Annotated in this window: 24 protein-coding genes; 10 read left to right on the top strand and 14 right to left on the bottom strand. The window is 59.2% G+C overall.

What is annotated here, in order from left to right; genetic code table 11:
* Nucleotides 1-60: 60 nt before the first annotated feature.
* A complete protein-coding gene (locus AACW18_RS05495; protein WP_218388035.1) occupies nt 61-429 on the bottom strand; it encodes a VOC family protein in 369 nt (122 codons plus the stop codon).
* 336 nt (nt 430-765) lie between these two features.
* Here AACW18_RS05495 and AACW18_RS05490 point away from each other — a divergent pair, with 336 nt between their 5' ends.
* The 3 genes from AACW18_RS05490 to AACW18_RS05480 are packed head-to-tail and all read left to right on the top strand — an operon-like array spanning nt 766 to nt 4,167.
* Nucleotides 766-2,703 (top strand): hypothetical protein, encoded by a 1,938-nt coding sequence (locus AACW18_RS05490; protein WP_218388034.1) that lies wholly within the window; start codon nt 766-768, stop codon nt 2,701-2,703.
* Nucleotides 2,690-3,451, top strand: coding sequence for a hypothetical protein (locus tag AACW18_RS05485; RefSeq protein WP_218388033.1), 762 nt, complete (start codon nt 2,690-2,692; stop codon nt 3,449-3,451). The genes AACW18_RS05490 and AACW18_RS05485 overlap by 14 nt, the downstream gene beginning before the upstream one ends.
* Nucleotides 3,448-4,167, top strand: coding sequence for a hypothetical protein (locus tag AACW18_RS05480; RefSeq protein ID WP_218388032.1), 720 nt, complete (start codon nt 3,448-3,450; stop codon nt 4,165-4,167). The genes AACW18_RS05485 and AACW18_RS05480 overlap by 4 nt, the downstream gene beginning before the upstream one ends.
* A 115-nt stretch (nt 4,168-4,282) precedes the next feature.
* On the opposite strand, the gene AACW18_RS05475 is transcribed toward AACW18_RS05480, so the two are convergent.
* Nucleotides 4,283-5,872, bottom strand: a complete 1,590-nt coding sequence (locus AACW18_RS05475) for a DNA cytosine methyltransferase (protein WP_218388031.1) — start codon at nt 5,870-5,872, stop codon at nt 4,283-4,285.
* Between the two features lie 68 nt (nt 5,873-5,940).
* Here AACW18_RS05475 and AACW18_RS05470 point away from each other — a divergent pair, with 68 nt between their 5' ends.
* Entirely contained in the window at nt 5,941-6,390 is a 450-nt protein-coding gene (locus AACW18_RS05470) for a very short patch repair endonuclease (protein ID WP_218388030.1), read from the top strand.
* A 141-nt stretch (nt 6,391-6,531) separates the two neighbouring features.
* On the opposite strand, the gene AACW18_RS05465 is transcribed toward AACW18_RS05470, so the two are convergent.
* Nucleotides 6,532-7,119: a histidine phosphatase family protein gene (locus AACW18_RS05465; RefSeq protein WP_218388029.1), complete on the bottom strand. Its 588-nt coding sequence runs from the start codon at nt 7,117-7,119 to the stop codon at nt 6,532-6,534.
* A 242-nt stretch (nt 7,120-7,361) separates the two neighbouring features.
* On the opposite strand from AACW18_RS05465, the gene AACW18_RS05460 reads away from it, so the two are divergent.
* The gene (locus tag AACW18_RS05460) at nt 7,362-7,649 is read left to right on the top strand and encodes a hypothetical protein (protein ID WP_218388028.1); all 288 of its coding nucleotides are present in this window, start codon (nt 7,362-7,364) and stop codon (nt 7,647-7,649) included.
* 87 nt (nt 7,650-7,736) lie between these two features.
* Here the strand turns inward: AACW18_RS05460 and speA are convergent, their stop codons facing one another.
* The gene (gene speA / locus AACW18_RS05455; protein ID WP_218388027.1) at nt 7,737-9,638 is read right to left on the bottom strand and encodes a biosynthetic arginine decarboxylase; all 1,902 of its coding nucleotides are present in this window, start codon (nt 9,636-9,638) and stop codon (nt 7,737-7,739) included.
* 1,054 nt (nt 9,639-10,692) lie between these two features.
* On the opposite strand from speA, the gene pepT reads away from it, so the two are divergent.
* Entirely contained in the window at nt 10,693-11,916 is a 1,224-nt protein-coding gene (gene pepT, locus AACW18_RS05450) for a peptidase T (protein WP_218388026.1), read from the top strand.
* Between the two features lie 133 nt (nt 11,917-12,049).
* Here the strand turns inward: pepT and AACW18_RS05445 are convergent, their stop codons facing one another.
* The 4 genes from AACW18_RS05445 to AACW18_RS05430 form a co-directional block, all read right to left on the bottom strand.
* Nucleotides 12,050-12,352, bottom strand: coding sequence for a SelT/SelW/SelH family protein (locus AACW18_RS05445; protein ID WP_218388356.1), 303 nt, complete (start codon nt 12,350-12,352; stop codon nt 12,050-12,052).
* 82 nt (nt 12,353-12,434) lie between these two features.
* Nucleotides 12,435-13,556 carry an adenosylhomocysteinase gene (locus AACW18_RS05440; protein WP_218290210.1) on the bottom strand — a complete coding sequence of 374 codons (1,122 nt, stop codon included), beginning with the start codon at nt 13,554-13,556 and terminating at the stop codon, nt 12,435-12,437.
* Nucleotides 13,557-13,741: 185 nt separating this feature from the next.
* Nucleotides 13,742-14,479: a hypothetical protein gene (locus AACW18_RS05435; protein WP_218388025.1), complete on the bottom strand. Its 738-nt coding sequence runs from the start codon at nt 14,477-14,479 to the stop codon at nt 13,742-13,744.
* Nucleotides 14,479-15,039, bottom strand: coding sequence for a YceI family protein (locus tag AACW18_RS05430; RefSeq protein ID WP_042651428.1), 561 nt, complete (start codon nt 15,037-15,039; stop codon nt 14,479-14,481). Before AACW18_RS05430 ends, AACW18_RS05435 begins: the two co-directional genes overlap by 1 nt.
* 109 nt (nt 15,040-15,148) lie before the next feature.
* Between AACW18_RS05430 and AACW18_RS05425 the strand changes: the two genes are divergently transcribed.
* Complete coding sequence (locus tag AACW18_RS05425; protein ID WP_042651427.1) at nt 15,149-16,051, top strand: LysR family transcriptional regulator; 903 nt, start codon at nt 15,149-15,151, stop codon at nt 16,049-16,051.
* Nucleotides 16,052-16,120: 69 nt separating this feature from the next.
* Here AACW18_RS05425 and AACW18_RS05420 read toward each other — a convergent pair whose 3' ends face one another.
* Nucleotides 16,121-16,552 carry a hypothetical protein gene (locus AACW18_RS05420; RefSeq protein WP_218388024.1) on the bottom strand — a complete coding sequence of 144 codons (432 nt, stop codon included), beginning with the start codon at nt 16,550-16,552 and terminating at the stop codon, nt 16,121-16,123.
* Between the two features lie 66 nt (nt 16,553-16,618).
* On the opposite strand from AACW18_RS05420, the gene AACW18_RS05415 reads away from it, so the two are divergent.
* Nucleotides 16,619-18,358: a formate--tetrahydrofolate ligase gene (locus tag AACW18_RS05415; protein WP_218388023.1), complete on the top strand. Its 1,740-nt coding sequence runs from the start codon at nt 16,619-16,621 to the stop codon at nt 18,356-18,358.
* A gap of 174 nt (nt 18,359-18,532) precedes the next feature.
* Here the strand turns inward: AACW18_RS05415 and AACW18_RS05410 are convergent, their stop codons facing one another.
* Together AACW18_RS05410 and folE are read right to left on the bottom strand one after the other, a co-directional pair.
* Nucleotides 18,533-20,182, bottom strand: coding sequence for a methyl-accepting chemotaxis protein (locus tag AACW18_RS05410; protein WP_218290203.1), 1,650 nt, complete (start codon nt 20,180-20,182; stop codon nt 18,533-18,535).
* A gap of 326 nt (nt 20,183-20,508) precedes the next feature.
* Nucleotides 20,509-21,165: a GTP cyclohydrolase I FolE gene (gene folE / locus AACW18_RS05405; protein WP_218290431.1), complete on the bottom strand. Its 657-nt coding sequence runs from the start codon at nt 21,163-21,165 to the stop codon at nt 20,509-20,511.
* Nucleotides 21,166-21,378: 213 nt separating this feature from the next.
* Between folE and moeA the strand changes: the two genes are divergently transcribed.
* Nucleotides 21,379-22,605 carry a molybdopterin molybdotransferase MoeA gene (gene moeA, locus AACW18_RS05400; protein ID WP_305730690.1) on the top strand — a complete coding sequence of 409 codons (1,227 nt, stop codon included), beginning with the start codon at nt 21,379-21,381 and terminating at the stop codon, nt 22,603-22,605.
* A complete protein-coding gene (locus AACW18_RS05395) occupies nt 22,602-23,357 on the top strand; it encodes a molybdopterin-synthase adenylyltransferase MoeB (protein ID WP_218388021.1) in 756 nt (251 codons plus the stop codon). Before moeA ends, AACW18_RS05395 begins: the two co-directional genes overlap by 4 nt.
* A gap of 89 nt (nt 23,358-23,446) precedes the next feature.
* Here AACW18_RS05395 and AACW18_RS05390 read toward each other — a convergent pair whose 3' ends face one another.
* From AACW18_RS05390 to AACW18_RS05380, 3 genes are all read right to left on the bottom strand, one after another.
* Nucleotides 23,447-24,265, bottom strand: coding sequence for a hypothetical protein (locus AACW18_RS05390; protein ID WP_256351765.1), 819 nt, complete (start codon nt 24,263-24,265; stop codon nt 23,447-23,449).
* Nucleotides 24,258-25,301: a plasmid segregation protein ParM domain-containing protein gene (gene parM / locus AACW18_RS05385; RefSeq protein ID WP_232018915.1), complete on the bottom strand. Its 1,044-nt coding sequence runs from the start codon at nt 25,299-25,301 to the stop codon at nt 24,258-24,260. The genes AACW18_RS05390 and parM overlap by 8 nt, the downstream gene beginning before the upstream one ends.
* Before the next feature lie 110 nt (nt 25,302-25,411).
* Complete coding sequence (locus AACW18_RS05380; RefSeq protein ID WP_218388020.1) at nt 25,412-26,191, bottom strand: alpha/beta fold hydrolase; 780 nt, start codon at nt 26,189-26,191, stop codon at nt 25,412-25,414.
* Nucleotides 26,192-26,340: the final 149 nt, after the last annotated feature.

Raw genomic sequence — 26,340 nt, 5'->3', positions numbered from 1 at the left:
GGCAGCCCCAGGGCTGCCGTGTTGTTTACGCCTTGGTCATTCAGGGCGCCGCACCTCGGCTCAGAGGTAGCAACTGATCTCGATAAGGTTCTGGTCCGGATCCAGGCAATAGACCGACTCTATGGGCCCGCAGGCCCCGGACTTGGTGACGGGCCCCTCCACTATCTCGACCCCGTGACTGGTGAGCTGGACCATGACCAGATCCAGCGGCCAGCGGGTGATGAGGCAGAGATCCCCCGAGCCCACCTGCGCCCGGTTACGTGGCTCCTGCCCCAGCAGCTGCAGGTTGATCTTCTGGTTGCCGAAACGCAGCGCCCGCCGCCCCGCCCCGAAGCTGATGGGCTCCATCTTGAATGCACTGCTGTAAAACGCCACGGCCCGATCTATGTCACTGACCGTCAATACCAGATGGTCGATATGGCTGATCATGTCCCCTCCGTGCTGTGATAGATGTAACTAAATGCGATGAAAATAAAAAACCATTTCACCTGCCACTCAGCGATAACAAGCGACTACATATTGAAGTAATTGCATATTAAGATCATATGGAGCTTTAATTATCTATTACAGAGAGATATGTTCTCTAGTATGTATCTTATACATTCAAAGTGTAATGTAAGTTACAGTGTTAACCCTAAGGGGTATTATCACGTACAAAAAACACACAGGAACATATGCAATGTTCAGTGCGAAAGAATTATGATAATAACTTCAATTTGTGAATTAGCTAACGAAATTTATTAAGTGGATATGGTAGGGGGGTGTATGACAGCAAAGTGGTTTTTCGAACCTAAGCGACGGAGCCAGAAGTCACGTGACCCGATGCAAGCAAGTTTTTTCACCAACTCGAGCATCGATGACGATACCCATGCTTTAGTACGTGAAGCAATCCAGAACTCACTGGATGCAAAGTCGGATTACTCCATAGGGAAACCTGTATTGGTTCGTTTTTCATTGGGTTCTCATAGTGCCGCATCTGGCGTGATGTCTCACTATGTATCCGACGAGGCTTGGCAGCATTTTAATGCCGAAGACAATGGGCTAGCAGCCCCACCAACTGCATCCGATAATTGCAGGTTTTTGGTCTACGAAGACTTCAACACGAATGGTCTAATCGGTGATGTGACGGCCTATGAGGCCCAGCCGAATAATTCTTTCTATTTCTTTATGCGAGCAGAAGGACAATCCGGAAAGCAAGAGGGCGAACGAGGTCGCCATGGTATTGGAAAATATGTTTTCCCCTATACCAGTGGTATACGTATGTTTATTGCTGTCACCGTACGAAGTTCAGATTTTTGTTGCCTTATTGCCGGCCAGAGCGTACTGAAGTCTCATCATGTGGATGGTAAAAATTTCACTCCTGATGGCTGGTGGGGAAACTTCGACGAAGACAATTTTCAACTTCCCGTTGACGACCCAACCCTCTTTGAGCAACTAGCCAACGACTTTGGTCTCGCAAGATCTATTGAGCAAGCAGGCTTGTCACTAATCATACCTTATGTTCAATCAGAGGTGACAGCGGATAAAATTTCGGAACATGTAGTCCGTGAATATTTTTGGCCAATAATGAATGGTCAACTGGCAGTAGAGGTTTTTGAAGATGGGCTGTCACGCATTATTGATAGCGCTAGTATTAGTGAGAACCTAAATAGAATCTTACTACCAGACCAGATAGAGCAAATTGCTCCATTTATTGCTCTCGCCTCCAAGGCTATAATTGAAAAAGACTATCCAACTATTGAATTAAAATGTCCTAATTCACCATCACAGCCAAAGTGGGATAAAGACTATCTACCCAGGGAGATAGTAAAGACAATTCAGGAAGCGCTGGCAAAGCCAGATGGATTTATTCGCATCAGGTGCACAGTATATGTTCAGAAAAACGACTCAAAAAAGTCGAACACCTCATTCTTCGATATATATTTATCTAAGGATGTCACTGATATCATGAGGAAACCTCAATTCCTACGTGAAGGTATCTTAATTCCGGAGGATAGAGTTCAAAAAGTACGCGGTTATACAAGTATGGTAGTAGTAGAAGCTGGAGCGTTAGCGACTCTGCTAGGGGATTCAGAGAATCCTGCTCATACAGAGTGGGAAAAAAATGCAACAAAATTTAAAAATAAATATCGTTGGGGTTCCAGTACCATCGACTTTGTTCGTCTATCTGTAAACAAGCTCCTTAATCTTATGAGCCAAGGTGATGATGAAGAGGATATCACCATTCTATCGGATATCTTTTATATCGATATTCCAGAGAATGATGATGATGTTCCCGAATCTCGTAAGAAAGCAGGGCGAGTAAAAGCAGGTGGTGACACAAAACCTCCTATAGTTCCTACATCGGTACCACGCCATCATTACTATCGTTTGACAAAATCAGAAGATGGATTCTTTGTCAAAGGTCCACTAGAGGAACTGAATCAACCTCGTAAATACATAATCAAAGTAGCATATGACTTTACCGGAGCATCGAAGGCTAGAGCATTAAAGCTTTGGGATGTAAATGATTTCGATCTTGGCAATGCAAAAAATGTCTTATCTCCCCAAACAAATAATATGGACAATGTTGTAATTGACGGAAATATCATAAAGTTTGAGGCAAAGTCAAATGCGTTCCTACTATCTGTTCATGGCTTTGACCGCCGAAGAGACATTATCGTAGACGTAAGTTCGGAGGAGATAATCGATGAAACGGTTTAACTATACCGGACGTAAAAAAATCCTTCATGAGGACATAAATATCCGTTTACACGGAGATTTTAGTGATAGCCCCATTGTAGATGTAGCTATTAACCTCAGTGATTACAATTTTCCACAGGGAGCTAGCGTTTTCGTAGAGCCTCAATACAAGACTCGCTTCATGCGTATAGATCTTGGCGGAGTAGCAAATAACGTCAGACGTAACTTCATCGAACTGACTGAGTTTGACGATGCATTGGATATGAGCTTCCGAATAAAGGTTGTAGATGTATCGGAAGGACTTTTACTTGGAATTGCAGAAAATGTCCAAGCATACAGCAAAGATGATCAGCTTAACGAGAATCAACAAAGTATTTTACCCGTATCGAGCGTAGACCTGTCTTCATATGGTGTTTTATGGCGAGTTGTACAAGATGATCAAAAAGCAGTTCTGGAAATAGAACGCGAATTAGGTAGCAGAGAGCAAGTTGTACGCTCACTTGTATTCAAAGCGTTCATCCTACCAGCAGCTATGCGTCAGATTCTAGTGAAAATACTATCTAGTGAAGATGGATGGGATACAACCCTTTCTGATCCACTGGAATTATCCACCAGATGGTTGTTATTTGCCCAACAAATAGGTGCTGGTCTCCCTGAACAAGACACAGACCACGAACAATGGATAGATAACGCAGTAAGAATTCTTGCTAACCGGATTGGTGTTCGCCAATCGGCAATTTTAGCATCTGCCGAAGGAGCATGGAAATGACAATCATGCGTATGACGGAACAAGGCAAACTCCGGTTTATGGCATTCCTCGACAGCCAGAAAACTGGTCAGCCACAGTCTTTTCCTCAAGAATTGCTGACATCCTCAGAGTTCACAGAAGTCATCGGTGGCAATACCACAATGCTGGACGAATTAAATCTTGAGGACAGTCTCATAGCAGCCAGAGACTTGGATAAAATTGTTACCGACCTAGAGCTGACTTCAGCAGAGAGAGACTGGGGTTTCTGGACATGGTGCTCAGCATATCTATTCGACCGCCTTTGCAAGAAGTCCGGAGGTCATTACAAACCGGGGGAAGTACCGATCTGGGTGGCGGAACCCGACAACTGGCAACGATATTACAGGCACTATCTAGCCTCGATCTGGAGGGTCTATGTTGCCCATCGCGAAAAGGAAGGGGAGCTTGTCGTACTTTTGAACGGACCAGTAAATACGCCAGGAGAACTTTGGGGTCAGATCGCAGCGACCCAGACACTGATCACAAACCCTTCGATGATCGAGGCGATCTACCATCTTTACTGGGACAAGCAGAAACGAACAAGAAAACGAGGTGCCGGTGGTAAAAGCCCAAGGCGTCTTACCCGTGTTTTACGTCAGTTTGAACGGACATATGATTTCGTGGCAATGACTGGCGATCAGATCGTAGGTTTGTTACCTTCTGAATTTGATCGATTTAAGGAGCAGAACACAGAATAACCATGAGATACTGCTTACTCTTCTGTGACTCAAAATTAAGCTGGCGGCATAATGGCCGCCGGCAGTTGTTTGTTAATTTTTTAACATTATGGCATCTGAAGAATTTAGATATTGTCTAATTTACTGAGGCTAAAATGCTAAATACAACTTTGGCTATTTTTTTTGCCAGCAATGGAGGAACAGCATTCCCAACCTGATGATACTGTTGTGTTCTTCCTCCATGGAAGAAGTAATTGTCAGGGAATGTCTGCAAACGTGCGGCTTCTCTTACTGTCAAGCTGCGGCACTGTTTTGGATCGTAATGGATGAAATAATGCCCATCTTTCGCAATATGACTGGTTATGGTAGTAGACGGAGCATCCGCCAGTTGCACCCTGAATCTGTCAGAGAACTGGCCTGATTCCCAGTTTTTGTGATCCGGAGCAAGCCCTGGTAGGCAAAAATCAGTATGGCCTTTGGGTGAACGGGAATACTCTTCTGAAAAACATGCCGCATATCCATAGCGCCCCAGATCATCGATTCGATGTCCCCTCGTTTCATGATTCAACCAGATATCAAGATTGGGATCAGAATACCAACTGTCTAACTCACTAATTCCAGTGCTACCCTCTCGCTCATCAGATTTAGTCCAGCGCAGCCCACCTGTTTCTTGTGCATTCAAATGCTCTGCTGCTGCAGTCAATCTTGCTGAAAGAGGCATTATATCCTTCGGTCCCATTTGTGCAGACACGCTAAGAGACATCAGCTCTTCTCTGACCGAAGACTCCCAATTCAGGTATGAATCACTCTGCTTGCTGAGCTTGCTTCGCAATGCAGGCATATTCCCGATTATCTGTTTGACCGTAACTGTATCTGACTTTGACAGCTTTGGCAGTTCTAGAAGCTCAGCACGAACACGATCACTGCGAATGCCCAGAAGAATTACACGGTGACGGGCCTGCGGAATTCCATACTCTTCGGCCTGAATGATGAACTTCTTGGCATCGAGCAACTTGGGGTCATCACCATCCTGGAATACTTCGTCATTTACCAAGGAAACTATTTTGTATCTGAGACCGTCATCAGGCATCTCTAGGGCCACATTGGGACTGGCCAAGTCACGGAGAATTTGATGAAAAATAAAGTCTCCATTTATCTTTGAGGACAATATCCCCTTGACATTCTCCATGACAAAAATATCTGGGCGATTCTTCTGGATAATCCGCAGATACTCTTTATAGAGGAAATGACGATGATCCTCTTCCGGCTTGTAATCCAATTTGCCTTTGTTCCTTGAACGTCCGGCAATGGAATAGGCCTGACAGGGAGGACCACCAATCAACACCCAGGGCAGGGATTCACTCTTGTTTTCAAAAGCCTTGGCTATCGCCTGATCAAGTATTTGGTTGCCTTCTTCGCTGCCGATCTCCAGACACAGCGCCTCTTTTTCCGCTTTTTTCCAGAGATCGATGGTGTTTTCCGTGAACGGATTCTCGGCATCACCATTGCAGAACTGGTAATAGTCCTGAATGAACTCTGGCCTGTGATTCTTGAGCAACCGGTAGAACGCGCGAAGTCTCAATGTCTGGCGGGCGACAGGATCCCTCTCTGCGGAAACCTGGATCTCGAATGCCTTGCCATCATTGAGAGAGGAGAAGCCCTCACCCAGCCCGCCAGGACCGGCAAACAGGTCGACAACGGGGATGGGTGGTGAAAAAATGGTCATATCGAATTACTGTGTTTTTGATCAGGCCGTAAAGATACCAGGAAGCATGACTTCGAGGAAGCGAAAGCATGGATGTAGTTGAAGCATCAACCCGTTCCGTGATGATGTCAGGCATCAGGGGCAAGAATACCCGCCCCGAAATCCTGCTGCGCAAATACCTCCATGCCCGGGGTTTTCGTTTCAGATTGCACGTGAAAGATCTTCCCGGCACGCCAGACATCGTTCTTCCACGCTATCGACTCTGCATTTTCGTTCATGGCTGCTTCTGGCACCGTCATCTCAACTGTCCCTATACCGCCACTCCAAAGAGCAACACCGAATTCTGGCTGCAGAAATTTGCCGCCAACACGCTCCGCGATGAAAAGGTGGAATACATGCTGGGCCAGGCCGGTTGGAGAGTATTCAAGATCTGGGAATGCGGCTTGAAAGGAAAGGATTACGCCGTTCTGGAGTGGCTGCCCCCGATCATCAGAGGCACAACGACATCGCTGAGCTGGCCTGACTACCCGAACAGCTGATGCAGGAATGAATTGTCTGCCTGAGAAGCGCGAGGCCTTTTAGCAGAAGCAGCCCAGACTGGTGTGAGAATAAGACGGCTCGGTTCCCTTCATTAACCCCTCTTCAACATCTCGCCCATCCGCGAGGTGTTTTCATTGGCGTTAGCACTGGATGCGCTCGATCCGGCCGCCGCTGAGCCTGAAGAAGGCATCCTGTGGCAGGTCTTGCCGCCAAGTGGTCTCGTAATCGAGATCGGCATACAGGCCGCGCAGGGTGGCGCCGAGCAGGCCGTGGGAGATGACGATGGCACGCTCGGCAGTGGTGGGGTCCATCAACCAGCCCTGGGCCCGGCGCTGGATGCTGTGAAAGTCCTCCCCGGCGGGGGCCTGCAGATACCAGTCCGGCTTGCTGATATCGAGTTCGGGATGATCTTCCAGCAGATCCGGCACCCGGCAACTCTCCCACTCCCCCATGCCCAGCTCCATCAGCCGCTCGTCCCAGACGATGCGCTCGCCGTCGAGCCCAAGCTGCTGGCACACCAGCTGCGCCGTCTGTCGGGCACGGCCGAGGGGGCTGGCATAGACAGTCCAGCTGGCGGGGTCGCTCAACTGTTCGCGCAGACGGGCCCCCATGGCGATGGCCTGCGCCTCCCCCTTGGCGGTCAGCTCGGAGTTGCAGCGCCCCTGTAGCCGCTGCTCGGCGTTGTAACGGGTCTGGCCGTGGCGCAGCAGATAGATGATGCGAGACATGGGTTCTCCTGTGAGGTCAAAGAAAGAGGGGAAAGAGGCTGGTTGGGATGATAACAGAGACGAGGACCCATACCGGAACCCATCCCCGCCAGTGGCAACCCAGATGGTCATTGCGCCGCCTCGGCCGCCTGGTTAGGCTGGGCTATCAAAAGACCCGTACGAACCTTTATTGACCTTCTCCATAACAGCAGCAGTGCGATATGGAAGGTCGAGCGGATCGAGCCATTCAAATGAGGCAGCCCATGGCGAAGTACCAGTTTCTCACCATACCGGTATCCAACCGGCAGAGTTATACCTATCTCTATGCCGACTCCCCCACCTTTACTCTGGAGAGGAACGCGCTGCTGGCCCAGGGCTTCGAGGTGGAGGACGATTTCATCTACGCCAACACCCCGGCGGAGGCGGTGGAGAAGTACAGATCCAACTTCACCTATGTAGCGGAGGAATATGCCCAGTCCAACGCCATCTATGCCGTCTTCAGCCTTCTGGTGGTGATTGGCAAGTCGCTGCTTCGCCTCAAGAAACGCTGACACAGGGCAACCTGCTTGTGAGCCAACAAAAACGGCGCCCGAAGGCGCCGTTTTTTAATCCCGCTATGCGGGGAACAAGCCAGAGGCTTATTCGTCTTCCAGATAGGCGTAGCCTTGCAGACCCAGCTCCAGCTCGTCGAGCAGGGCCTTGCGGGTCGCGTCGTCCAGCGCCGGGTGGGAGACGATGCGCTGGTAGTTCTCGCGAATGACGGACGGGTCTATGTTGACGTAACGCAGCAGCTGGTCGACGGTGTCGCCGCGCACCACGTTGCGAATGTCCATCTTGCCTTCCTCGTCGAGCCACACTTCCGCGCAGTGGGTGTCACCGAACAGGTTGTGCAGATCCCCCAGGATCTCCTGGTAGGCACCGACCAGGAAGAAGCCGACGTGGCACACTTCGTTCTCGGCGTACTCCGGCATCGGCAGGGTGCTCTCGACCCCCAAGCCATCGACATAGTGCTCGACCTGACCATCGGAGTCGCAGGTGATGTCCATCAGGATGCCACGGCGGGTGAGCGGACGATCGAGCCCGGTCAGCGGCATCACCGGGAACACCTGACCTATGCCCCAGGCATCCGGCAGGGACTGGAACAGGGAGAAGTTGGCGAAGCACTTGTCGGCCAGCTTCTCGGAGAGCTCGTCGGCCAGGGCGCGGTGGTTGCGGTTGACCGGGTTGAGCAGCTCTTTGAGCGCCAGACAGGTGTTCTGGTGCAGCATCTCGGCCCAGGCACGTTGCTCCAGATTGAGCAGGCCCATGGTGTACTGGGTGTTCACATCGCCCAGATCAGCCACCGAGTCGTGGAAGATCTCCAGCAGGGAGGGATCCTCGCTGCGCAGGTCCAGCCAGCCCTTCCACATGTTCTGCAGAATGGTCGGTGCGTCTTCATCCGGCGCGCTGATGTCGCTCATCTCCACCCCTTCGGCACCAATCAGATTGGTGACCAGCACGGCGTGGTGAGCGGTCAGGGCACGGCCGGACTCGCTGATGATGGTCGGGTGCGGCAGGTCAAACTCGCGGCACACATCGCCGATGCCCCACACCACGTTGTTGGCGTACTCGGACAGGCTGTAGTTGGCGGAGCAGTGGCTCTGGGAGCGGGTGCCCTCATAGTCCACACCCAAACCACCACCGACGTCGACCACGTCGATGGGCACCCCTAAGCGACGCAACTCGGAATAGAAGCGGCCGCACTCGCGGATACCGCCCTGAATGTCACGGATGTTGGCGATCTGGGAGCCGAGGTGGAAGTGCAGCAGTTGCAGGCAATCGAGCTTGCCGAGGCTGCGCAGGCGCTCGACCAGCGCCAGGATCTGGGAGGCGGAGAGGCCAAATTTGGACATGGAGCCGCCGCTCGATTCCCACATGCCGGAGCCGGTGGAGGCGAGCTTGGCACGCACCCCGATGTTGGGCTTGATGTTGAGGCGAGCTGACTCGTCCAGCACCATTTCCAGCTCGGAGGGCTTCTCCACCACTATGTAGACCTTGTGGCCCATCAGGTTGCCCAACAGGGCGTGGCGGATGTATTCGCGGTCCTTGTAACCGTTGCAGACGATCACCGAGCCTTGCTCATGGTGATGGGACAGCACGGCCAACAGCTCCGGTTTGGAGCCCGCTTCCAGCCCAAGCCGCGGCTTGTCGCTGTAGGACTGGCTGATGGTCTCGATGACGCGACGCTGCTGGTTTACCTTGATCGGGTAAACACAGAGGTAATCCCCTTCATAGCCTGACTTCTCGATGGCCTGACCGAAGGCGTTGAACAGCGCATCGACCCGGCTCTTGAGGATGTCGGGGAAACGCAGCAACACGGGGGTGGTCAGCCCGGACTGGCGCAACTGTTCGATGGCATCGGAGATGACGATATGCGCGTCAGGGCGTGACTTGTCGGGAGCGACGGTCACATGACCGGCGTCATTGATATTGAAAAAACCCGCACCCCAGTAGGGAACGTTGTAGACCTTCAAGGAGTCCTTGCTGGACCAGTTAGTCATGGGCTATGCCTCGCAAATGAGCGGCCAGTAGGCCGCCTTCGTTACCCTCAATCACATCCAGACCATCTATTGCACACAGTGGCAAGCCAAGGCTTGCCTGCTGGAAGCTTGAAAGCAACCTGCCTTGCGGCGGTTAGCTTCCATCGCTGCCAGACCCTCTGTGCGCACATCACGGCAAGCCTTAAGGCTGCCTGGTGGATTTTGGGAAGTAACGAGTCTTGATGTGGGGCTGGTGGCTTTACATCAAGCTCAACGGTATGCGGTGCCACCCTATGGCGGCGCCGCGGTACTTTGATGACAGACAGCATCAGCCACGCCATCTGTTCATCATTCGGCAGCCATCACGACGACAAGGGAGGTTTCAAGGAAGGGAAGCGAAGGCGTCAGCACGCACGCGTGTTGATAGACGACAACCACCACAGCCAACTCAACACCCGTGACCGCCCATGACAAGGGAAGATGATGAGCCGTTGGCTCACTCGGTCAGAAGGTGGAAGAGAGTCTGTTGTTCTCCCTGATACCGGAGCCTAACCGGTATTAAAGAAACCATACCCTAGCAGTGTCTGTCGTTTCTGCGTGCCTCGCCCTATAGGCGTAAGATCTTCCGGTGTCTGGCGGCTCTGCCTGCATCAGGGTTACCCTCGGATCGGCGCGGAGTGTACACACTTACCGCCGACGGTGACAATAAAAAATAGTGTTCAAAAACTGGTTTTAATAAGTCGATCAAATCTTGCTGCCAACAAGGCTGGCACTGGGATGGCAAGGGATCGCCTCCCTCCCTATTACCCCTGGAAATAACAGGTGAAAGAGCCATTTTCCCCCATGCCTTGCCACTACAGGGCCGAGCCGGCATCAGGCCCCTTCACAAGTGATTAACCACGCTTTAATTTAGAATTATTATTCAATAAGTAGCTGAGACGCCGACCATAGCACCACCGAACGGGTATCTTGCGCGATCTTCTGCAAAAAGTGCGTCAAAAACTGCGCTGACGCAATAAGCGATCCGACCAGATTGCTCACAATGGTGCCTCCCTAATCGGTCTGAGGCCTGCCCATGGATACCCTGCTTGAGCGTTTTCTGCGTTACCTGACTTTTCATACCCGCTCCGATGCGTGCAATCCCGCCTGTCCCAGCACTGAGGGTCAGCTGATCTTCGCCCGCGCCCTGCGCGATGAGATGACACAGCTTGGCCTCAGCCAGGTCACGCTGGATGACAATGGCTACCTCACCGCCTGCCTGCCGGGCAACCAGCCGGATGCGCCCGCCATCGGCTTGATTGCCCATATGGACACCGCCGACTACGAGGCCGAGCAGGTCGTGCCCCAGATCATCGAAAACTATCAGGGGGGAGATATCTGCCTCGGCAAGGGGGACGAGGTGCTGGCCATCCGCCAGTATCGCTGCCTGAAGAACTACCTGGGCCAGGATCTCATCACCACCGACGGCACCACCCTGCTGGGGGCCGATGACAAGGCTGGCATCGCCGAGATCCTCAGCGCCGTCGCCCAGCTGCAGGCCAACCCCGAGATCCTCCGTGGCGACCTCTGGCTTGGCTTCACCCCGGACGAGGAGATAGGCCGCGGCGCCAACCTGTTCCCCCTCGACCGTTTCCCGGCGCGCTGGGCCTATACCGTCGACGGCGGCGAGCTGGGGGAGCTGGAGTACGAGAACTTCAACGCCGCCAGCGCCACGGTGCGCTTCATCGGCAACAACGTGCACCCCGGCACCGCCAAGGGCGGCATGATCAACAGCCAGACCCTGGCCGCCCGCTTCCATGCCGCCATGCCCCCCGAGCAGACCCCGGAGTGCACCGAGGGCTATGAGGGCTTCTTCCACCTGGCACAGATGCGCGGCACTGTGGAAGAGACCGAGCTGCACTACATCATCCGCGACTTCGATGACGACGCCTTCGCCGCCCGCAAGGCCCAGCTCAAGGAGCGGGTCGCCTCCCTGCAGCTGGACGCCCCCAAGGCGCGCATCGAGCTGACCCTGACCGACAGCTATCGCAACATGCGCAGCCAGATCGAGCCGCACATGCACATAGTCGAGCTGGCCAAGGCCGCCATGCTCGCCGCCGACGTGACCCCCAAGATCAGGCCGATCCGCGGCGGCACCGACGGCGCCCGCCTCTCCTTCATGGGGCTGCCCTGCCCCAACCTGTTCACCGGCGGCCACAACTTCCACGGCAAGCACGAGTTCATCCCGTTGCAATCCATGGAGAAAGCGGTCGCCACCCTGGTGGAGCTGGTGCGACTGACGGCCGCCTACCGGGATTGACGTGGGGCGCTCGCGCGGCGGCTGTCGAGGGGATCGCCGGCCGCAGATGAGCGCCGCGTTGACGTCAACAAGCAGAAGGGAGGCCAGTGCCTCCCTTCTGCTATTCAGTCTGCAGCTATTCGGTCACCGCGGTTCATTCGCCGGCCGGCTTGCGATCCGCGTGGCCCAGATCCCGCTCCGGCGCGATGAGGTCGCGCACCCGCTGCTTGATCTCCTTGGCCTCGGGGAAGCCCTCATCGGCCACCCTGTCCCACACCTGGACACCGTTCACCAGGATCTTGAACTCCCCCTTGCTTGCGGGCACCAGTGCCACCTCCCCCAGGTCGCTGTCGAAGGTAGAGAGCAGCTCCTGAGCCAGCCAGGCGGCGCGCAGCATCCAGCGGCAGAGGGTGCAGTAGCGGATCTCGATACGAGGCTTGAGGCTGGGTTGTGCCATTTCTATCATGGGGTGACTCCGTCAAAATTGGCCTGCTGAGGATGGGAAACACCCATGCGCCGCCCGGCATTCGGGATGGCGCTCATTGCACGACGCCGTGAAAATCCGCCAGCCAGTGGCGGGCTATGGTGCTCATGGTGGTCTGGGGCAGATCGAACAGCCCGGGCAGCGTCTCCTGGCGGGCCAGCTGACGCACCCCCTCGATGATCTCCGCCAGCACCAGATAGACGTATTCGCCGATGACGGCGCCGTGGACGAAGTTGATCGCCTCGCCGTGGTTGAGCAGGAAAATGATGCTGCCATCCGGTCGGGTCAGTGCCAGCACATGGGGGCACACCTCCTCGCTCGGCCAGGGCAGAAGGGAGAGGCAGAACGCGAACTCGTCATCGGCGGAGGTGACCGAGGCCAGCATGGCGCCGGGGCGCAGCGCCTGCAGATCCGCGAGATCCAGCGAGCCGTTGCCGGTGGAGCAGATCACCAGCTCGGCCCGCTTGAGCGCCTCGGCCTTGCCCACCAGCTTGAAGCCGTGGGAGAGCGCCTCCACCTGGCGCAGCGCATCCGTCTCCACCAGCTCGAGATGCAGGTTGCGGCACCTGAGCTCGCGGGCGATGCTGCGCCCCACCTTGCCGTAGCCGAACAGGGCGGCCTGGCAGACATTGAAGGTGCGATTGAGGGTGCGGGCCAGGGACTCGGCGGAGTAGACCACGCTCAGGCCTATCTGGATGTCCTCGGCCTGCTTGAGCGGGCTGCGCGCCACCGAGATGACGGGGGCGGCCAGCGCCTCCAGCTCGTAGCGCTGGTGACCGTTCTCTGTCATCTCCACCACCCCGAGAAAGCGCGCCCCGAAGTGCTCGCTCAAGATCGCCTGGGTCCTGGCAAAGTAACCGCCTATGTCCAGGATGATGAGCCGCTCGTGGGCACGGACCAGGGGGGCTATCTGCTCGATCACCCCCTCGGGATCGTTGGTCCAGTGGCGGTTGAGGGGCAACACCGGGTAGTGCTGCTGGGCCCAGATCAGGGTCGGTCCGTGAACTGACTTGGGTTTTGGCAAGATGGCACCGATCCGCCCTATCTGATCGAGGGTCTGGATGAAATGGGGTCGATCGGGGAGCAAATGGGTGACCAGCAGGATACAGAGGCCTTCGAGGCGTCCCTGCTCGGTGAAATGGCGAAAAAACAGATGCTCAGATCCTTGACTGCGCAACTGTGGCCTCCTTAGCGCGCCGCAAACAAGCAGGCAAACAGAACCCGGCATAGCCGGGTTCTGTGTGTGTCCAGATAATTGAAAATCCTTTTTATCTGAAACCACCATGGCGCTCAATCTTTATCTGTACAGACTATGACTGACTCATCAAATAATGAGGTAATAGCATGTTTTTCATGCAGAAATTAATAAAGTGATGCTTCTGGCCACACCCACCACAGACTCAGGCCGGCGCCGATCCCCGCCACCAGGATCAACAGGCCCCAGCGCGTCAGCCAGGGCTGCTTGCCCAGGGCCCACTCCAGCAGCGGCAGCAGCCAGACCGGCAGCAGCACCAGCAGCGGCACCTCCACATACTGCCAGGCGAGCATCTGCACGAAGGCCAGGGCGAGCGCCAGTGCGCCAGGCGACATCTGGGCGCCGGTCAGGGCAGCGAGCAGGGCGCGGAAGCCGGCGAAGGCGGCGAGGGCTCCCGCCAGCTGGGCGATCAGCAGGCTGCCATCGATGCCGATGACCAGGGCCAGCCAGATGAAGCCGAGCGCGAAGCCGAGTCCTTCCCGGCTGTCACCGCGCCACCCGGTCCAGGCGAACCAGGCGATGGCGGGCAGCAGGGCCAGCCAGATGCGCGGCTCTGTGCCAAGCACCGAGGCCAGCCCCTGCCACCACACCAGGGCGGCGAGCACCGCAAACAGCGCCAGGGCGGCGCGCTTGTCGGCCAGCTGGGCCACGATGGCGGGCAGCAGCAGGCACAGCGGCAGCCACTGCCACGCCTTGGCGGGCAGGCCGTAGGCGCCGCCCAGCAGGGAGCCCACCAGCCAGAGGGCCAGTGCCCCCCACAGATAGCCCAGCCGCGGCCAGCGCCATGACAGCAAAGCGGCCCCCAAAGGAGCCGCCAGGGTTTGTAGCAGGAGTGCTGCGCCCATTACTTGCGCACGCCTTCGACGAACAGGTTGATGCTCATCTCGTCCGGAATGCCGGGCAGCATGTAGCTCACGCCAAAGTCGCTGCGCTTGATGGTGGTGGTGGCGTTGAAGCCGCTGCGGTAGCCGCCCCAGGGATCCTTGCCTTCGCCGATGTGGACCATGTCGAAGGCCACTTCCTTGGTGACGCCGTGCAGGGTCAGGGAGCCCTTGAGCACGCCCTTGTCCTTGCTGCCTTCATAGCCGCTGCTGACGAAGGTCATCTTGGGGTACTGCTTCACGTCCAGGAAGTCCGGGCTGCGCAGGTGCTTGTCACGGGGCTCGTGGTTGGAGTCCACGCTGGCGGCATCGATCTCGAAGCTCGCCTTGGCCGCGGCCGGGTTGGCCTCGTCCATGCTGAAGGTACCGCTGAAGGTGTTGAAACGACCGACCAGCTCGGAGAAGCCGAGGTGGCCCACCTTGAACTGGACTGTGGTGTGCGCCGCGTCGACATCATAATCGGCCGCCATCAGGGGAGCCGCCATAAACAGGCAGGAAGCCAGCAGGGCCTTGGTCATTTTCATTCGGTTCGTTCCTTCGTTAGGGGTTCACATCGATACTCGAAATGCTAACCTCCCAGTAGCAATAGATAATCATCGATTTATTAAAATAATTATCAACTGAGAGTGGAATATGGACCAGATAGCCGCCATGCGTACCTTCATCAAGGTGGTGGAGTGTCAAAGTTTTACCAAGGCCGCCCACCAGCTCGGCATCTCGGTCGCCATGACCTCCAAGCTGATGCAGCAGCTGGAGGAGTCCCTGTCGACCCGGCTGCTGTCACGCACCACCCGTCAGGTCAACCCGACCGAGGCGGGCCAGTTCTACTACCAGCGCTCCCAGGCGTTACTGGCCGAGCTGGAGGAGACCCACAGCCAGCTCACCCGCAACAACCAGCAGCCCCAGGGCACCCTCAAGCTGTCGGTGCCGATGGATTTTGGCTACCTGCACCTCTCCCCCGCCCTGCCGCTGTTTCGCGAGCGCTTTCCCGACCTGAAGCTGGAGATCGAATACAGCGATCGGCGGGTGGCGCTGGTGGAGGAGGGCTTCGATCTGGCGCTGCGCATCGGCAACCTGCCTGACTCCTCCCTGGTCGCCAAGCCGCTGGCCATGATGCGGCTGGAGGTGTGCGCCAGTCCCGCCTATCTGGCGCGCCGCGGCACCCCGAGCCAGCCGGAGGATCTCAAGCAGCACGACTGCCTCATCTACACCCTGACCCAGCCGGACTGGGTGTTCAAGCGCAAGGGGGAGCAGTTGAGCGTGCGCCCGCAGGGGCCGCTGCGGGCCAACAACGGGGTGGCCCTGACCCGGGCCGCCTGCGATCACCAGGGCATCATACTGCAGCCCACCTTCATCGTCGGGGATGCGCTGCGCTCGGGGGAACTGGTGTCACTGCTGCCGGAATGGGACAAGGGGCAGGTCGGCCTCTATGCGCTCTATCCGCACCGCCGCTTCGTCTCGGCCAAGGTGCGCTGCTTCATCGAATTCGTGCAGGAACGCTACCTCGCCCCCCACTACTGGGATCGCGAGGCCTGAGGCGGGGTTTGACTGCTGTTGTGCGAAGGCACGGCCTCAACCCCCATGAGGGAAGCGCGAGGCCCGCGATCAGGGCTGGGCGCCGGGGGCTTGCGGATCGGCGGCGGGCACCGGCAGCTCGGCCACCAGCAGTTGCCCGCTCAGCGTCAGCTGCCAGCGCGGCAGGCGCCGGTGCAGGGTGGCAAGCTGCTCATCGCTCGGCACATAGGGCAGGCTGATGTGCAGACAGTAGCAGTCGAGCATGGCCGCCAGCTGCAGGATCAGGATGAGGTTGGCCTCGTCGGTCTTGTGCTTGTTGATGCGCTTGCCGATCTCGTGGCGAAAGTGGGTCTCGGGATCCTGGGTCATCGCCTGCCAGCCGTAACCAAACAGCGGGATGAAGGAACTGACGATGCCGAGCGCGGTGAGTGGCCGCTTGGGCGGATGGTAGAGCGCATTGAGATCCAGCAGGATAGGAGTTAGATGCAGCTCACGACTGCCGGACAAAATGTTATTACTCATTGGATAACCCTGTTGATTCCACTAGACTGCGCCGCATATTTGACCTGACATGCCAACGAGGTGCTGATGCTAAGCGATATCGAGATCTCCCGCCAGTCCCCCCGTCTTTCGATCCAAGAGCTGGCCAAGCGCCTCGCCATCCCGCCCCATCTGCTCTACCCCTATGGCCACCACAAGGGCAAACTGAGTCTCGCGCTGCTCGAGCAGCCCGCCGCACCGACCAAACGGCCGGGCAAGCTGGTGCTGGTGAGCGCCATCACCCCCACCCCGCTCGGCGAGGGCAAGACGGTCACCACCCTGGGCCTCTCCATGGGGCTCAACCACATAGGCCAGGCCAGCATCGCCACCATACGCCAGCCGAGCCTGGGCCCGGTGTTCGGGGTCAAGGGGGGCGCCGCCGGCGGCGGTCACGCCCAGGTGGTGCCGATGGAGGAGATGAACCTGCACCTGACCGGCGATTTCCACGCCCTCACCGCCGCCCACAACCTGGCCGCCGCCGCGCTGGATGCCCGCCTGTTCCACGAAGACAAGCTCGGCGAGCAGTTCAGTGCCAGGACCGACCTGGCGCGCCTCGACATCGATCCCGCCAATATTCTCTGGCCGCGCACCCTGGACATGAACGATCGCGCCCTGCGCCACCTCAGCGTCGGTCAGGGCGGCCCGAGCGATGGGGTGGAGCGTGCCGATCGCTTCGTCATCACCGCCGCCTCCGAGCTGATGGCCATACTGGCGCTGGCCACCGATCTGCAAGATTTGCGGGCCCGCATCGGCCGCATCCAGCTGGCCCTCGACATGAAGGGTCAACCCATCACCACCGAGCAGCTGGAGGTGGCCGGCGCCATGACGGTGCTGCTCAAAGACGCGCTGCAACCGACCCTGATGCAGACCACGGAGCAGACCCCGGTGCTGGTGCACGCCGGCCCCTTCGCCAACATAGCCCACGGCAACTCCTCGGTCATCGCCGATCGCATCGCCCTCGCCCTGACCGACTACGTGGTGACCGAGGCCGGCTTTGGCTCCGACATGGGGTTGGAGAAGTTCTTCAACATCAAGTACCGCCAGTCCGGCATAGCCCCCGCCTGCGTGGTGCTGGTGGCCACTGTGCGCGGCCTCAAGGCCAACAGCGGCCTGCTCGACATTCGCCCCGGCCAGCCGCTGCCCGCCAGCCTGGCGAGCGAAGATCTGCCGACCCTGCGCCAGGGCTGCGCCAACCTCGCCTGGCACATCGCCAACGCCCGCCGCTATGGGGTGCCCGTGGTGGTGGCAGTCAACCGCTTCCCCAGCGACAGCCAGGCCGAGCTGGATCTGTTGATGGCCGAGGCCCGCCGGGCTGGCGCCGCTGGCGTCGCCCTCTCGCATGCCTTCACCCAGGGCGGCGCCGGGGCCAGCGAGCTGGCCCGCGCAGTGGTCGCCGCCTGTGAGCTGCCAAGCGACATCCAGCTGCTCTACCCCGACGAGATGAGCCTCAGCGCCAAGCTCGCCACCCTGGTGGAGTGCGGCTATGGCGGCCGCAGCGTCATCCTCTCTGACAAGGCGCGCAGGCAGCTGGCGGCCCTGTCGGCGGCGGGCTGGGATCACCTGCCCGTCTGTGTGGCCAAGACCCCGCTCTCCCTGAGCCACGATCCGGCCCTCAAGGGGGTGCCCACCGACTTCGAGGTACCCATCGAGGAGGTGCGGCTGTGCGCCGGCGCCGGCTTCGTCTATGCCCTGGCGGGCCCCATCATGACCATGCCGGGCCTCGGCAGCCTGCCGGCCTACCGTCATATCGATATCGACGAGGATGGCGAGATAGTCGGCCTGAGCTGATGGCCACCCTGGCAGCCTGCCCCACCACCGTCACATCGATATCGACGAGCAGGGCGAGATAGTTGGCCTGAGCTGATGGCTAGCACGAAACAGGCGGGGGCTTAGGCCGCCGGCCCCAAAAAACAAGGCCCCGCCAATTGGCGGGGCCTTGTTTTTATCGGCACCTTAACAGACTCAGAGCGTGAAACGCTGGGTCATGTGGTGCAGGGAGGTGGCCAGCTTGCTCAGCTCGACGCAGGCCTGGGCGGTCTGCTGGGCCCCCAACGCGTTCTCGTCGGCGGCATTGTGGATGTTGACTATGCTGCGGTTGAGCTCCTCGGTCACCGCGTTCTGCTCCTCGGTCGCGGTGGCGATCAGGGTGTTCATGTCGGAGATCTGGGTGACGGCGCCGTTGATGCTGTCGATGCTGTTGCCCGCCTCCCGCGCCAGATCGACGCTGCTCTGCATCTGCTGACGGCTCAGCTGCATGGCACTGCCCGCCTCGGCGGTGCGGCCCTGCAACACCTCGATCATCTTGCTGATCTCGGCGGTGGAGTTCTGGGTCCGCTGGGCCAGGGAGCGGACCTCGTCGGCCACCACGGCAAAGCCGCGACCCTGCTCGCCCGCCCGGGCCGCCTCGATGGCCGCGTTGAGCGCCAGCAGGTTGGTCTGCTCGGCGATGCCGCGGATGACGTCCAGCACCATGCTGATGTTGGCGCTGTCCTGCTCCAGCTGCTGCACCACGCCGCCCGCCTGCTCGATCTGCTGCGACACCAGCTCTATGCTGCCGATGGCACGCCCCACCACCTTATGGCCTTCGCCCGAGGTGTGGGAGGCAGCCTTGGCGGCGCTCATGGCGTCCGTGGTGTTGCGGGCAACCTCGAGGACGGTGGACTGCATCTCGTTCATGGCGGTGGCGACCTGGGACACCTCTCCCTGCTGGCTGGCCATGCCCTTGGCGGACTGCTCTGAGATGGCACTCACCTCCTCCACCGCGCTGCTGAGCTGGCTCACCGAGCCCGAGATCTCGCTCACCAGCTCGGCCAGCGACCCCTGCATGCGATCGATGGCCGAGCCGAGCTGGCCCAGTTCATCCCGCTTGAAGCGGTCGTTGCGGATCCACTCCTGCAGCTCGCCCCTGCCGAGCTCGCCGCCGGCGATGCGCTGGGCCTGACGGGCCAGCATCACCAGGGGATCCCGGATCTGGCGGGTCAGCACGGTGGAGAGCACCGCCACCAGCCCCAGCCCCAGCAGCAGCGTGATGACGACGCTCAGCTTGGCATCGTCATAGGCCTCCACCACCTCGGCGCGGGAGTTGACGGAGTAGCCATGGTTGATGCGAATGAGATCCGCCACCGACTTGGACAGGGTGGTGTAGAGGTTGACCCCCTCGGACATGAAGAGGCGCTGGGCCTCGGCCATCTGGCCGCTGTCCTGCATCTGCCGGATACGCTGATGCAGGGCGACGTACTTGTCCCAGCCCGCCTTGACGATGTCGAAGCTGCGGCGCTCCTCCACATCTGTCGCCCAGATGCTGGCATCGTGGGCCGCTATCTGCTGTCCGACCTCTCTCAGGCTCTGCTCGCTGGCATCGCGGTAATGGGCCTTCTGCTGGGGATCGTCCGCCACCAGGAACACATCCAGCTCGTAGCGGCGCAGGGCATTGATGGTCTCACCCAGAGCACTGGTGCGCACCACGGCGGGCAGTATGCTGTCGGTGAAGCCGATGGCGGCCCGGTTCATCTTGCTGAACTCCAGCAGCGAGAAGCCGCCGATGAAGGCCATCATCAGGCCGAGCACGGCGAAGCCGGCGGTGAGTTTCTTACCTATCGTCATGGTGTTCATGGCGTGTCCTGCATATGGGTGAACGAGTGGCATCCTCTGCGCTGTGCCTTGTGGCACAAATCACGATACCTGCCATCCATAGCAGTAGATCAGGCCCCTCCGTGCCGGCACGAACGGGGCGAGCTTACCGGTGAGCCGCACTTGTCGACTCTGGTCCTGACGGGGGTCGGGTGTCAAACAGGCCGTCAATCGGCATGGTGAGCTGTATCGGCCTGATCGGGCATGCCTTTAGCACTTTTATGACGAAAGTTCCGAGGGTGAAGGGAAGAGATAAAAAGGGGGGAGCAAACGGCGGGGGCAGGTCGCGTCGACCCGCCCCCCTGTGATCAGCCTTTCAGGCCGCCCAGAAACTCGGCGCGGGTGTCCGGCTGGGTCTTGAAGACGCCACCGAGGGAGGTGGTGGTGGTATGGGAGGTCGAATCCATCACCCCGCGCGCCTTCACGCAGAAGTGGGTCGCCTTGATGCTGATGGCCACATCCCTGGTACCGAGCAGGGTCTGCAGCGCCAGCAGGATCTGCTGGGTGAGCCGCTCCTGCACCTGGGGCCGGCGCGCGAAGAACTGCACTATGCGGTTGATCTTGGAGAGCCCGATCACCTTGCCACGGGGGATATAGGCCACGTGGGCCAGCCCGTCGATGGTGACGAAGTGGTGCTCGCAGGTGCTGGTGAGGCTGATGTCCCGCACCATGATCATCTCGTCCACCTTCATCTTGTTCTCGATCACCGTCACCTTGGGGAAGGTGGCGTAGTCGAGGCCGGAGAAGATCTCGTTCACGTACATCTTGGCGATGCGGTGCGGCGTCTCGGCCAGACTGTCGTCGCGCAGATCCAGCCCCAGCGTCTCCATGATGGCGCGCATGTGGCCTTCGATTTTTTCCTTCTTCTGCTGGCCGTTCAATTCATTGGCCACCAGCGGTGTCTCCAGGCCCTGGGCCTCGAGGGCTGCCCTGACCAACAGGGCTTCCTGACTTAAGTTCGTCATCATCTTCCTCTCCCGTGCTCAGGGACTGTGATGGCCGCCAGCAATGCTGCGGTGGCGCAATCGTACTGGGCGATTATTGTCATAATTCGGACTAACTCAAGCCCGACACCTGACTTTATGCCAATCCGCCCGGTTTTACCCCCGCGACAGCCTGCCCATGAGGGGCTTTTTTTGGGATAATCCGCCCTCTACCACACCAAAGAGGTAATGATGATGGGATTCGATACCGGCGCACTCCTCCCCTTGAGCGATGCCCTGCAAGGGATGCTGGACCAACTCGCCTGCTGCTGCGACAGCGAGCAACTGCCGTTGCCAGAGGCGCTGGATCGGATACTGGCCGAGGAGATCGTCTCCCCCCTGTCGGTGCCGCCGTTCGATAACTCCGCCATGGACGGTTACGCCGTGCGGCTGGCCGATCTCGCCGCCGGCGCACCGCTGGCCGTGGCGGGCAAGGCCTTCGCCGGCCAGCCCTATCAGGGAGACTGGCCCGCCGGCCACTGCATCCGCATCATGACGGGGGCACCGGTCCCCGAGGGCACCGAGGCGGTCGTCATGCAGGAGGAGACCCAAGTCGAAGGCGAACTGGTGCGCTTCCTCACTCAGCCGAGACCCGACCAGAACATCCGTCGTCGCGGCGAAGACCTGGCCGAGGGCGCCCGGGTGCTGGCGGCCGGCCTTCGCCTCAGCCCGCGCGAGCTGCCGCTGCTGGCGTCGCTTGGCATCGCCAGCGTCAGGGTCCGTCGCCCGCTCAGGGTCGCCATCTTCAGCACCGGCGATGAGCTCAAACCGGTGGGCACCCCGCTCGCCCACGGCGACATCTACGACTCCAACCGCTACGGCGTCAAGGCCATGCTGGCACGCCTGGGCTGCGAGTGCCTGGATCTTGGCATCATTCCGGACGACCCGGCCCAGCTGCGCGCCGCCTTCCTCGAGGCAGACCGTGAGGCCGATGCACTCATCACCACCGGCGGCGTCTCGGTCGGCGAGGCGGACTTCACCAAACAACTGCTGGAGGAGCTCGGCGAGATCGGCTTCTGGAAGCTCGCCATCAAGCCGGGCAAGCCCTTCGCCTTCGGCCGCCTGCCGAACGCCTGGTTCTTCGGCCTGCCGGGCAACCCGGTCTCCGCCATGGTCACCTTCGATCAGCTGGTCAAGCCGGCGCTGGCCAGGCTGGCCGGCCAAACCCTGGCGGTGCCGCTGCGCCTCGCCGCCACCGTCACCGAACCCCTGAAAAAATCCCCGGGGCGCCTGGATTTCCAGCGCGGCATATTGACCCAGGGGCCAAACGGCCTGGAGGTGCGCAGCACCGGCTCCCAGGACTCCGGCGTGTTCAGCTCATTGTCCCGGGCCAACTGCTACATAGTGCTGGAGCAAGAACGCGGCAAGGTGGCGGCGGGCGAAACCGTCACCGTCGAGCCCTTCTCGGGATTGCTGCTGTGAGCGAGATCCTCAGCGATGCCGAGCTGCTGCGCTACAACCGCCAGATAGTCCTCAAGGCCTTCGACTTCGAGGGGCAGGAGGCACTCAAGCAGGCCAAGGTGCTGGTGATCGGCGCCGGTGGCCTGGGCTGCGCCGCCGCCCAGTATCTGGGGGTGGCCGGGGTCGGCCAGCTGACCCTGGTGGACTTCGACAGGGTGGAGCTCTCCAACCTGCAGCGCCAGGTGCTGCACCATGATGGCCGCATCGGCCAGTACAAGGTGGACTCCGCGGCCGAGACGCTGCACACCCTCAACCCCTGGCTCAGGGTCGAGACCCACGCCGTCCTGGCCGACGAGGTGCTGCTCGATGCCCTGCTGCCGAGCCACCAGCTGGTGCTCGACTGCACCGACAACGTCGCCATCCGCAACCTGCTCAACCAGCGCGCCCGCCAGCACGGCGTGCCGCTGGTGTCCGGCGCCGCCATCCGGCTGGAGGGGCAGGTTGTCAGCTTCAGCTGGCAGGCAGGCGAGCCCTGTTACGCCTGCCTCAGCTCGCTGTTTGGCGAGCAGTCGCTGACTTGTGTCGAGGCGGGGGTGCTGGCGCCCATGGTCGGTCTGGTGGGCAGCCTGCAGGCGCTGGAGGCCATCAAGCTGCTCGCCGGCATGGGCAAGAGCTACAGCGGGCGGCTGCTGATGATCGACGGTCTCAGTGGCGGCTTTCGCGAGATGAAGCTGCCCAAGCGCCCCGACTGCCCGGTCTGTTCAGGACATTAGCCCGGTCAGAGCAAGCCGCTTGCACCAATCAAAAAGCCGACCCCGAGGTCGGCTTCTTTGCATGAGCACATGGTGACATGGGTCAGCGCTTAGAAGATCCCCTTCGCCTTGACCTTCTTCATGTTCGCGACCTGGCGCGAGAGATCCTCGACCAGAGGCTCACTCGTCGACTCGTCCGGCCCGACGGACCGCCCCGGCTGGCTGGCCAGTCGCTGGATCAGCCGGTGCTGTTCGCGAATAAGCCGGGACTGTTCTTCCAACTGGCGGGAGAGCAACTGAATGCTGCTCTGCAGCGGCGCCAGATCCTGCTCGGCAGCCGCCGTCGGCAGCTTGCCCACGATGGCCTCGGCCAGCTGGTCATGGTCCAGCACACCGGGCAATCCCTGCCTGAGCTCATCCCACAATTCGGTGGGCTGCTGCTCGCCGAGCCGACTCACGATTTCATCCACCAGATTGTCTTGAGTCGATGTGGGGGATTGCTGACCAAGGCGATGAATTATCTCATCCACCAGCGCGGCGTTGTCTCCCTGTCCCCATTGGGGAGCCAGTCTGGCTACAATCTGGTCGATCATGGTGTCGGTAGCGCCAGGTGATGTGGCCTCTTCTCCCAGACTGAAACCACAGCTGGCGAAGGCGTGACGCAGGGTGGTCAGGCTCACCTGCTCGGGCCCGAGGGCATTGGCGATAACCTTGCAAAGATTGGGCGCCAGCACATACATGAACATGCCGGAGAGGTAAATGTCCTTGTGGAAGCGACTCTTGGAGAAGTCGAACTCCTCAGCCCCATCCTGGATCTTGCGGGCGCGCTGATACCAGTTCTGCAGCACCCCGACTGCGTAGCGATCAGACTCCAGCGCACCCGGATCCATGTAGATGGAGAAGGTCATGCGCTTGAGCTGACTACTCATCCGCCACCTCGGCCATCACGGCCGCTTCCCGGTAGACTTCGTCTTCTTCCGTGGTGTAGAGGCAGATCTCCCGCGCCAGCGCGGACTGGGCATCATCCAGCAGCTCCACCCTCTCCCCCAGAGTCGGGTAGGCACTCTTGATCGCCTCATGGATCAGCGAGGCGCCGCCGCCGACCAGATAGACCCGGTTCGGGTTCTTGGCGAACTTCTTGGCTTCGTGCGCAACCTGGGTGCCCAGTTCGTCGATCTTGTTCTGCATCTTCTCGAGGATCTTGGGGATCTGGCTCTCGTCGTTGACCACGTCGCGCACGAAGCTCATGTCATGGCGACGCTTGATAAACTCGTTGGCCACCAAATAGCTGGAGTCGCTGTCAGCCGCCGCCAGCGCCTTGCGCGTGGCATCTGTCACCATGGAGACGCCGATCTCGTTGTTGCCATAGACGTCGGAGACATCGTCAAACTCGCCGACGATGATCCCCATGTCCAGGGTGGTGCCGCCGCAGTCGATCACCAGCGTCTTGGTGAATTCGTTGCAGCCTGAGCCGATAAGGCGAGAAAGCGCCGCAGGCAGGCTCTCCGGCATTACTTCCACGCTGACGATATTGAACAACTCGCCCTTGTTGAGGGAGATGGCCCGCATCAGGTTGCGGCGCTTCTTCTCGATCTTCTCTTCGTTGCGCTGGCAATCATCCGGGTTATAAAACTCGGTGATGGGCAGGGTCACTGTGATGGCCACGTCGCCGGGCGTGACACCGGTCTGCAGCAAGGCATGGTGCACCGACAGCAGGTTCAAGTCGTCGTATTGGTACTCCACATGGGTGGTTGCCAGCGACTTGTCGGAGGTCGCGTCATAGGTGTACTTGGTGTTGCCGATCTCGTAGTTGTAGATCTTCTTGTCTTTGCGCAATGCGGCGCTCTTCCAATCCTTGCGAAAAGAGTTGGGAGAGATGATGGTCTTGAGCACCTTGTTCTCAATCCAGCTCACCTTGACGTTGGTCGAACCATCATCGATGGCCATTTTCATTACTTCAGACATGAGGAAATACCTGTTAATGGAGCAAATGGGTCCGATTGCCTTGCCTTATGCCATTGGCAAGGCGATCGGACCAATACATACACGGGTGGTACGGGTAAGGGGCGACAAGTTTAATGAGTTTCTAAAATCCGGTGAAGCAAATGATTGAATCCGGCGGGATCTTCCGCCGGCCAGGCATGATGGCCGGGAGGGGTGTGGATGCTGGCGTTGGGCAGGGAGGCGAACTGCTCCACCCGTTTGGCCAGCGGCAGATAGTCCTGGGTCGTGGAGATGATGGCCACCGGCTGCCAGAGGGTGCCGAGCCGGGCGCGGGCCGACCAGCCGGGCAAGGCAGCGAGCAGGGCCCTGTAGACCTTCTTCTTGTTGCTGCGCACGAAACGCAGCCGGAAGGTCTGGCGCAGTTGGGTGAGCTCGGGGCCGGGGAAGAGTTCCCGCGCCAGCCACCAGGCGAGCGGGCGCAGGCCGAACCAACGCAACCACTTCAGGCGCTGGGCGTAGCGCTCCCGCTCCTTGGGGGTCTCCAGCAAGAACTCGCTAAAGCCGTTGACCAGCACCAGACCGCGGATCTTGTTCGGCAGTTGCAGGGCCAGCTCCAGCGCCACCATGGCCCCCAGGGAGAGCCCCACCACCCAGGCGGGCTCCGGCTGCTCGTCGAGCCAGCGGGCCACGTCCGCCGCCAGGGTGGGCACATCGAAGGGCCCCTCCTGCATGCTCTGGCCGTGACCACGCAAGTCGAGGGCCACCACCCGGTAGTGCTGCGAGAAGTGCTCGAGCTGGGCCTGCCAGTCGAGGCTGGAGGAGCCGAGCCCGTGCAGCAATAGCAACAGTGGCCCCTCCCCCGCACTGCGCAGGGCCAAGCCATGGGATTTCATTACCTGATTGCGACGCACCCGCGCTCTCCCTCTCGGCTCGATGCCGGCACCTGATGACATAGATTCCCTTGTTGCGCTGACAGTCCGCCCTCACCAATCAGACTCGTCGCCTTGAGGGGTAGGGACATGGAACAGCGGATCCTGTCCCAGGCACCTCAACCCTCACC

Origin of the sequence: Aeromonas sp. sia0103, assembly GCF_963895295.1 — a bacterium.
Classification (GTDB): Bacteria; Pseudomonadota; Gammaproteobacteria; order Enterobacterales; family Aeromonadaceae; genus Aeromonas; species Aeromonas encheleia.
This window is presented reverse-complemented; position numbering and strand designations above follow the sequence as displayed.

Bases quoted from the DNA above. Each gene is read 5' to 3' on its own strand.
- AACW18_RS05495 (WP_218388035.1), bottom strand. From the start codon at position 429: ATGATCAGCCATATCGACCATCTGGTATTGACGGTCAGTGACATAGAT.
- AACW18_RS05490 (WP_218388034.1), top strand. From the start codon at position 766: ATGACAGCAAAGTGGTTTTTCGAACCTAAGCGACGGAGCCAGAAGTCA.
- AACW18_RS05485 (WP_218388033.1), top strand. From the start codon at position 2,690: ATGAAACGGTTTAACTATACCGGACGTAAAAAAATCCTTCATGAGGAC.
- AACW18_RS05480 (WP_218388032.1), top strand. From the start codon at position 3,448: ATGACAATCATGCGTATGACGGAACAAGGCAAACTCCGGTTTATGGCA.
- AACW18_RS05475 (WP_218388031.1), bottom strand. From the start codon at position 5,872: ATGACCATTTTTTCACCACCCATCCCCGTTGTCGACCTGTTTGCCGGT.
- AACW18_RS05470 (WP_218388030.1), top strand. From the start codon at position 5,941: ATGGATGTAGTTGAAGCATCAACCCGTTCCGTGATGATGTCAGGCATC.
- AACW18_RS05465 (WP_218388029.1), bottom strand. From the start codon at position 7,119: ATGTCTCGCATCATCTATCTGCTGCGCCACGGCCAGACCCGTTACAAC.
- AACW18_RS05460 (WP_218388028.1), top strand. From the start codon at position 7,362: ATGGCGAAGTACCAGTTTCTCACCATACCGGTATCCAACCGGCAGAGT.
- speA (WP_218388027.1), bottom strand. From the start codon at position 9,638: ATGACTAACTGGTCCAGCAAGGACTCCTTGAAGGTCTACAACGTTCCC.
- pepT (WP_218388026.1), top strand. From the start codon at position 10,693: ATGGATACCCTGCTTGAGCGTTTTCTGCGTTACCTGACTTTTCATACC.
- AACW18_RS05445 (WP_218388356.1), bottom strand. From the start codon at position 12,352: ATGGCACAACCCAGCCTCAAGCCTCGTATCGAGATCCGCTACTGCACC.
- AACW18_RS05435 (WP_218388025.1), bottom strand. From the start codon at position 14,479: ATGGGCGCAGCACTCCTGCTACAAACCCTGGCGGCTCCTTTGGGGGCC.
- AACW18_RS05430 (WP_042651428.1), bottom strand. From the start codon at position 15,039: ATGAAAATGACCAAGGCCCTGCTGGCTTCCTGCCTGTTTATGGCGGCT.
- AACW18_RS05425 (WP_042651427.1), top strand. From the start codon at position 15,149: ATGGACCAGATAGCCGCCATGCGTACCTTCATCAAGGTGGTGGAGTGT.
- AACW18_RS05420 (WP_218388024.1), bottom strand. From the start codon at position 16,552: ATGAGTAATAACATTTTGTCCGGCAGTCGTGAGCTGCATCTAACTCCT.
- AACW18_RS05415 (WP_218388023.1), top strand. From the start codon at position 16,619: ATGCTAAGCGATATCGAGATCTCCCGCCAGTCCCCCCGTCTTTCGATC.
- AACW18_RS05410 (WP_218290203.1), bottom strand. From the start codon at position 20,182: ATGAACACCATGACGATAGGTAAGAAACTCACCGCCGGCTTCGCCGTG.
- folE (WP_218290431.1), bottom strand. From the start codon at position 21,165: ATGACGAACTTAAGTCAGGAAGCCCTGTTGGTCAGGGCAGCCCTCGAG.
- moeA (WP_305730690.1), top strand. From the start codon at position 21,379: ATGGGATTCGATACCGGCGCACTCCTCCCCTTGAGCGATGCCCTGCAA.
- AACW18_RS05390 (WP_256351765.1), bottom strand. From the start codon at position 24,265: ATGAGTAGTCAGCTCAAGCGCATGACCTTCTCCATCTACATGGATCCG.
- parM (WP_232018915.1), bottom strand. From the start codon at position 25,301: ATGTCTGAAGTAATGAAAATGGCCATCGATGATGGTTCGACCAACGTC.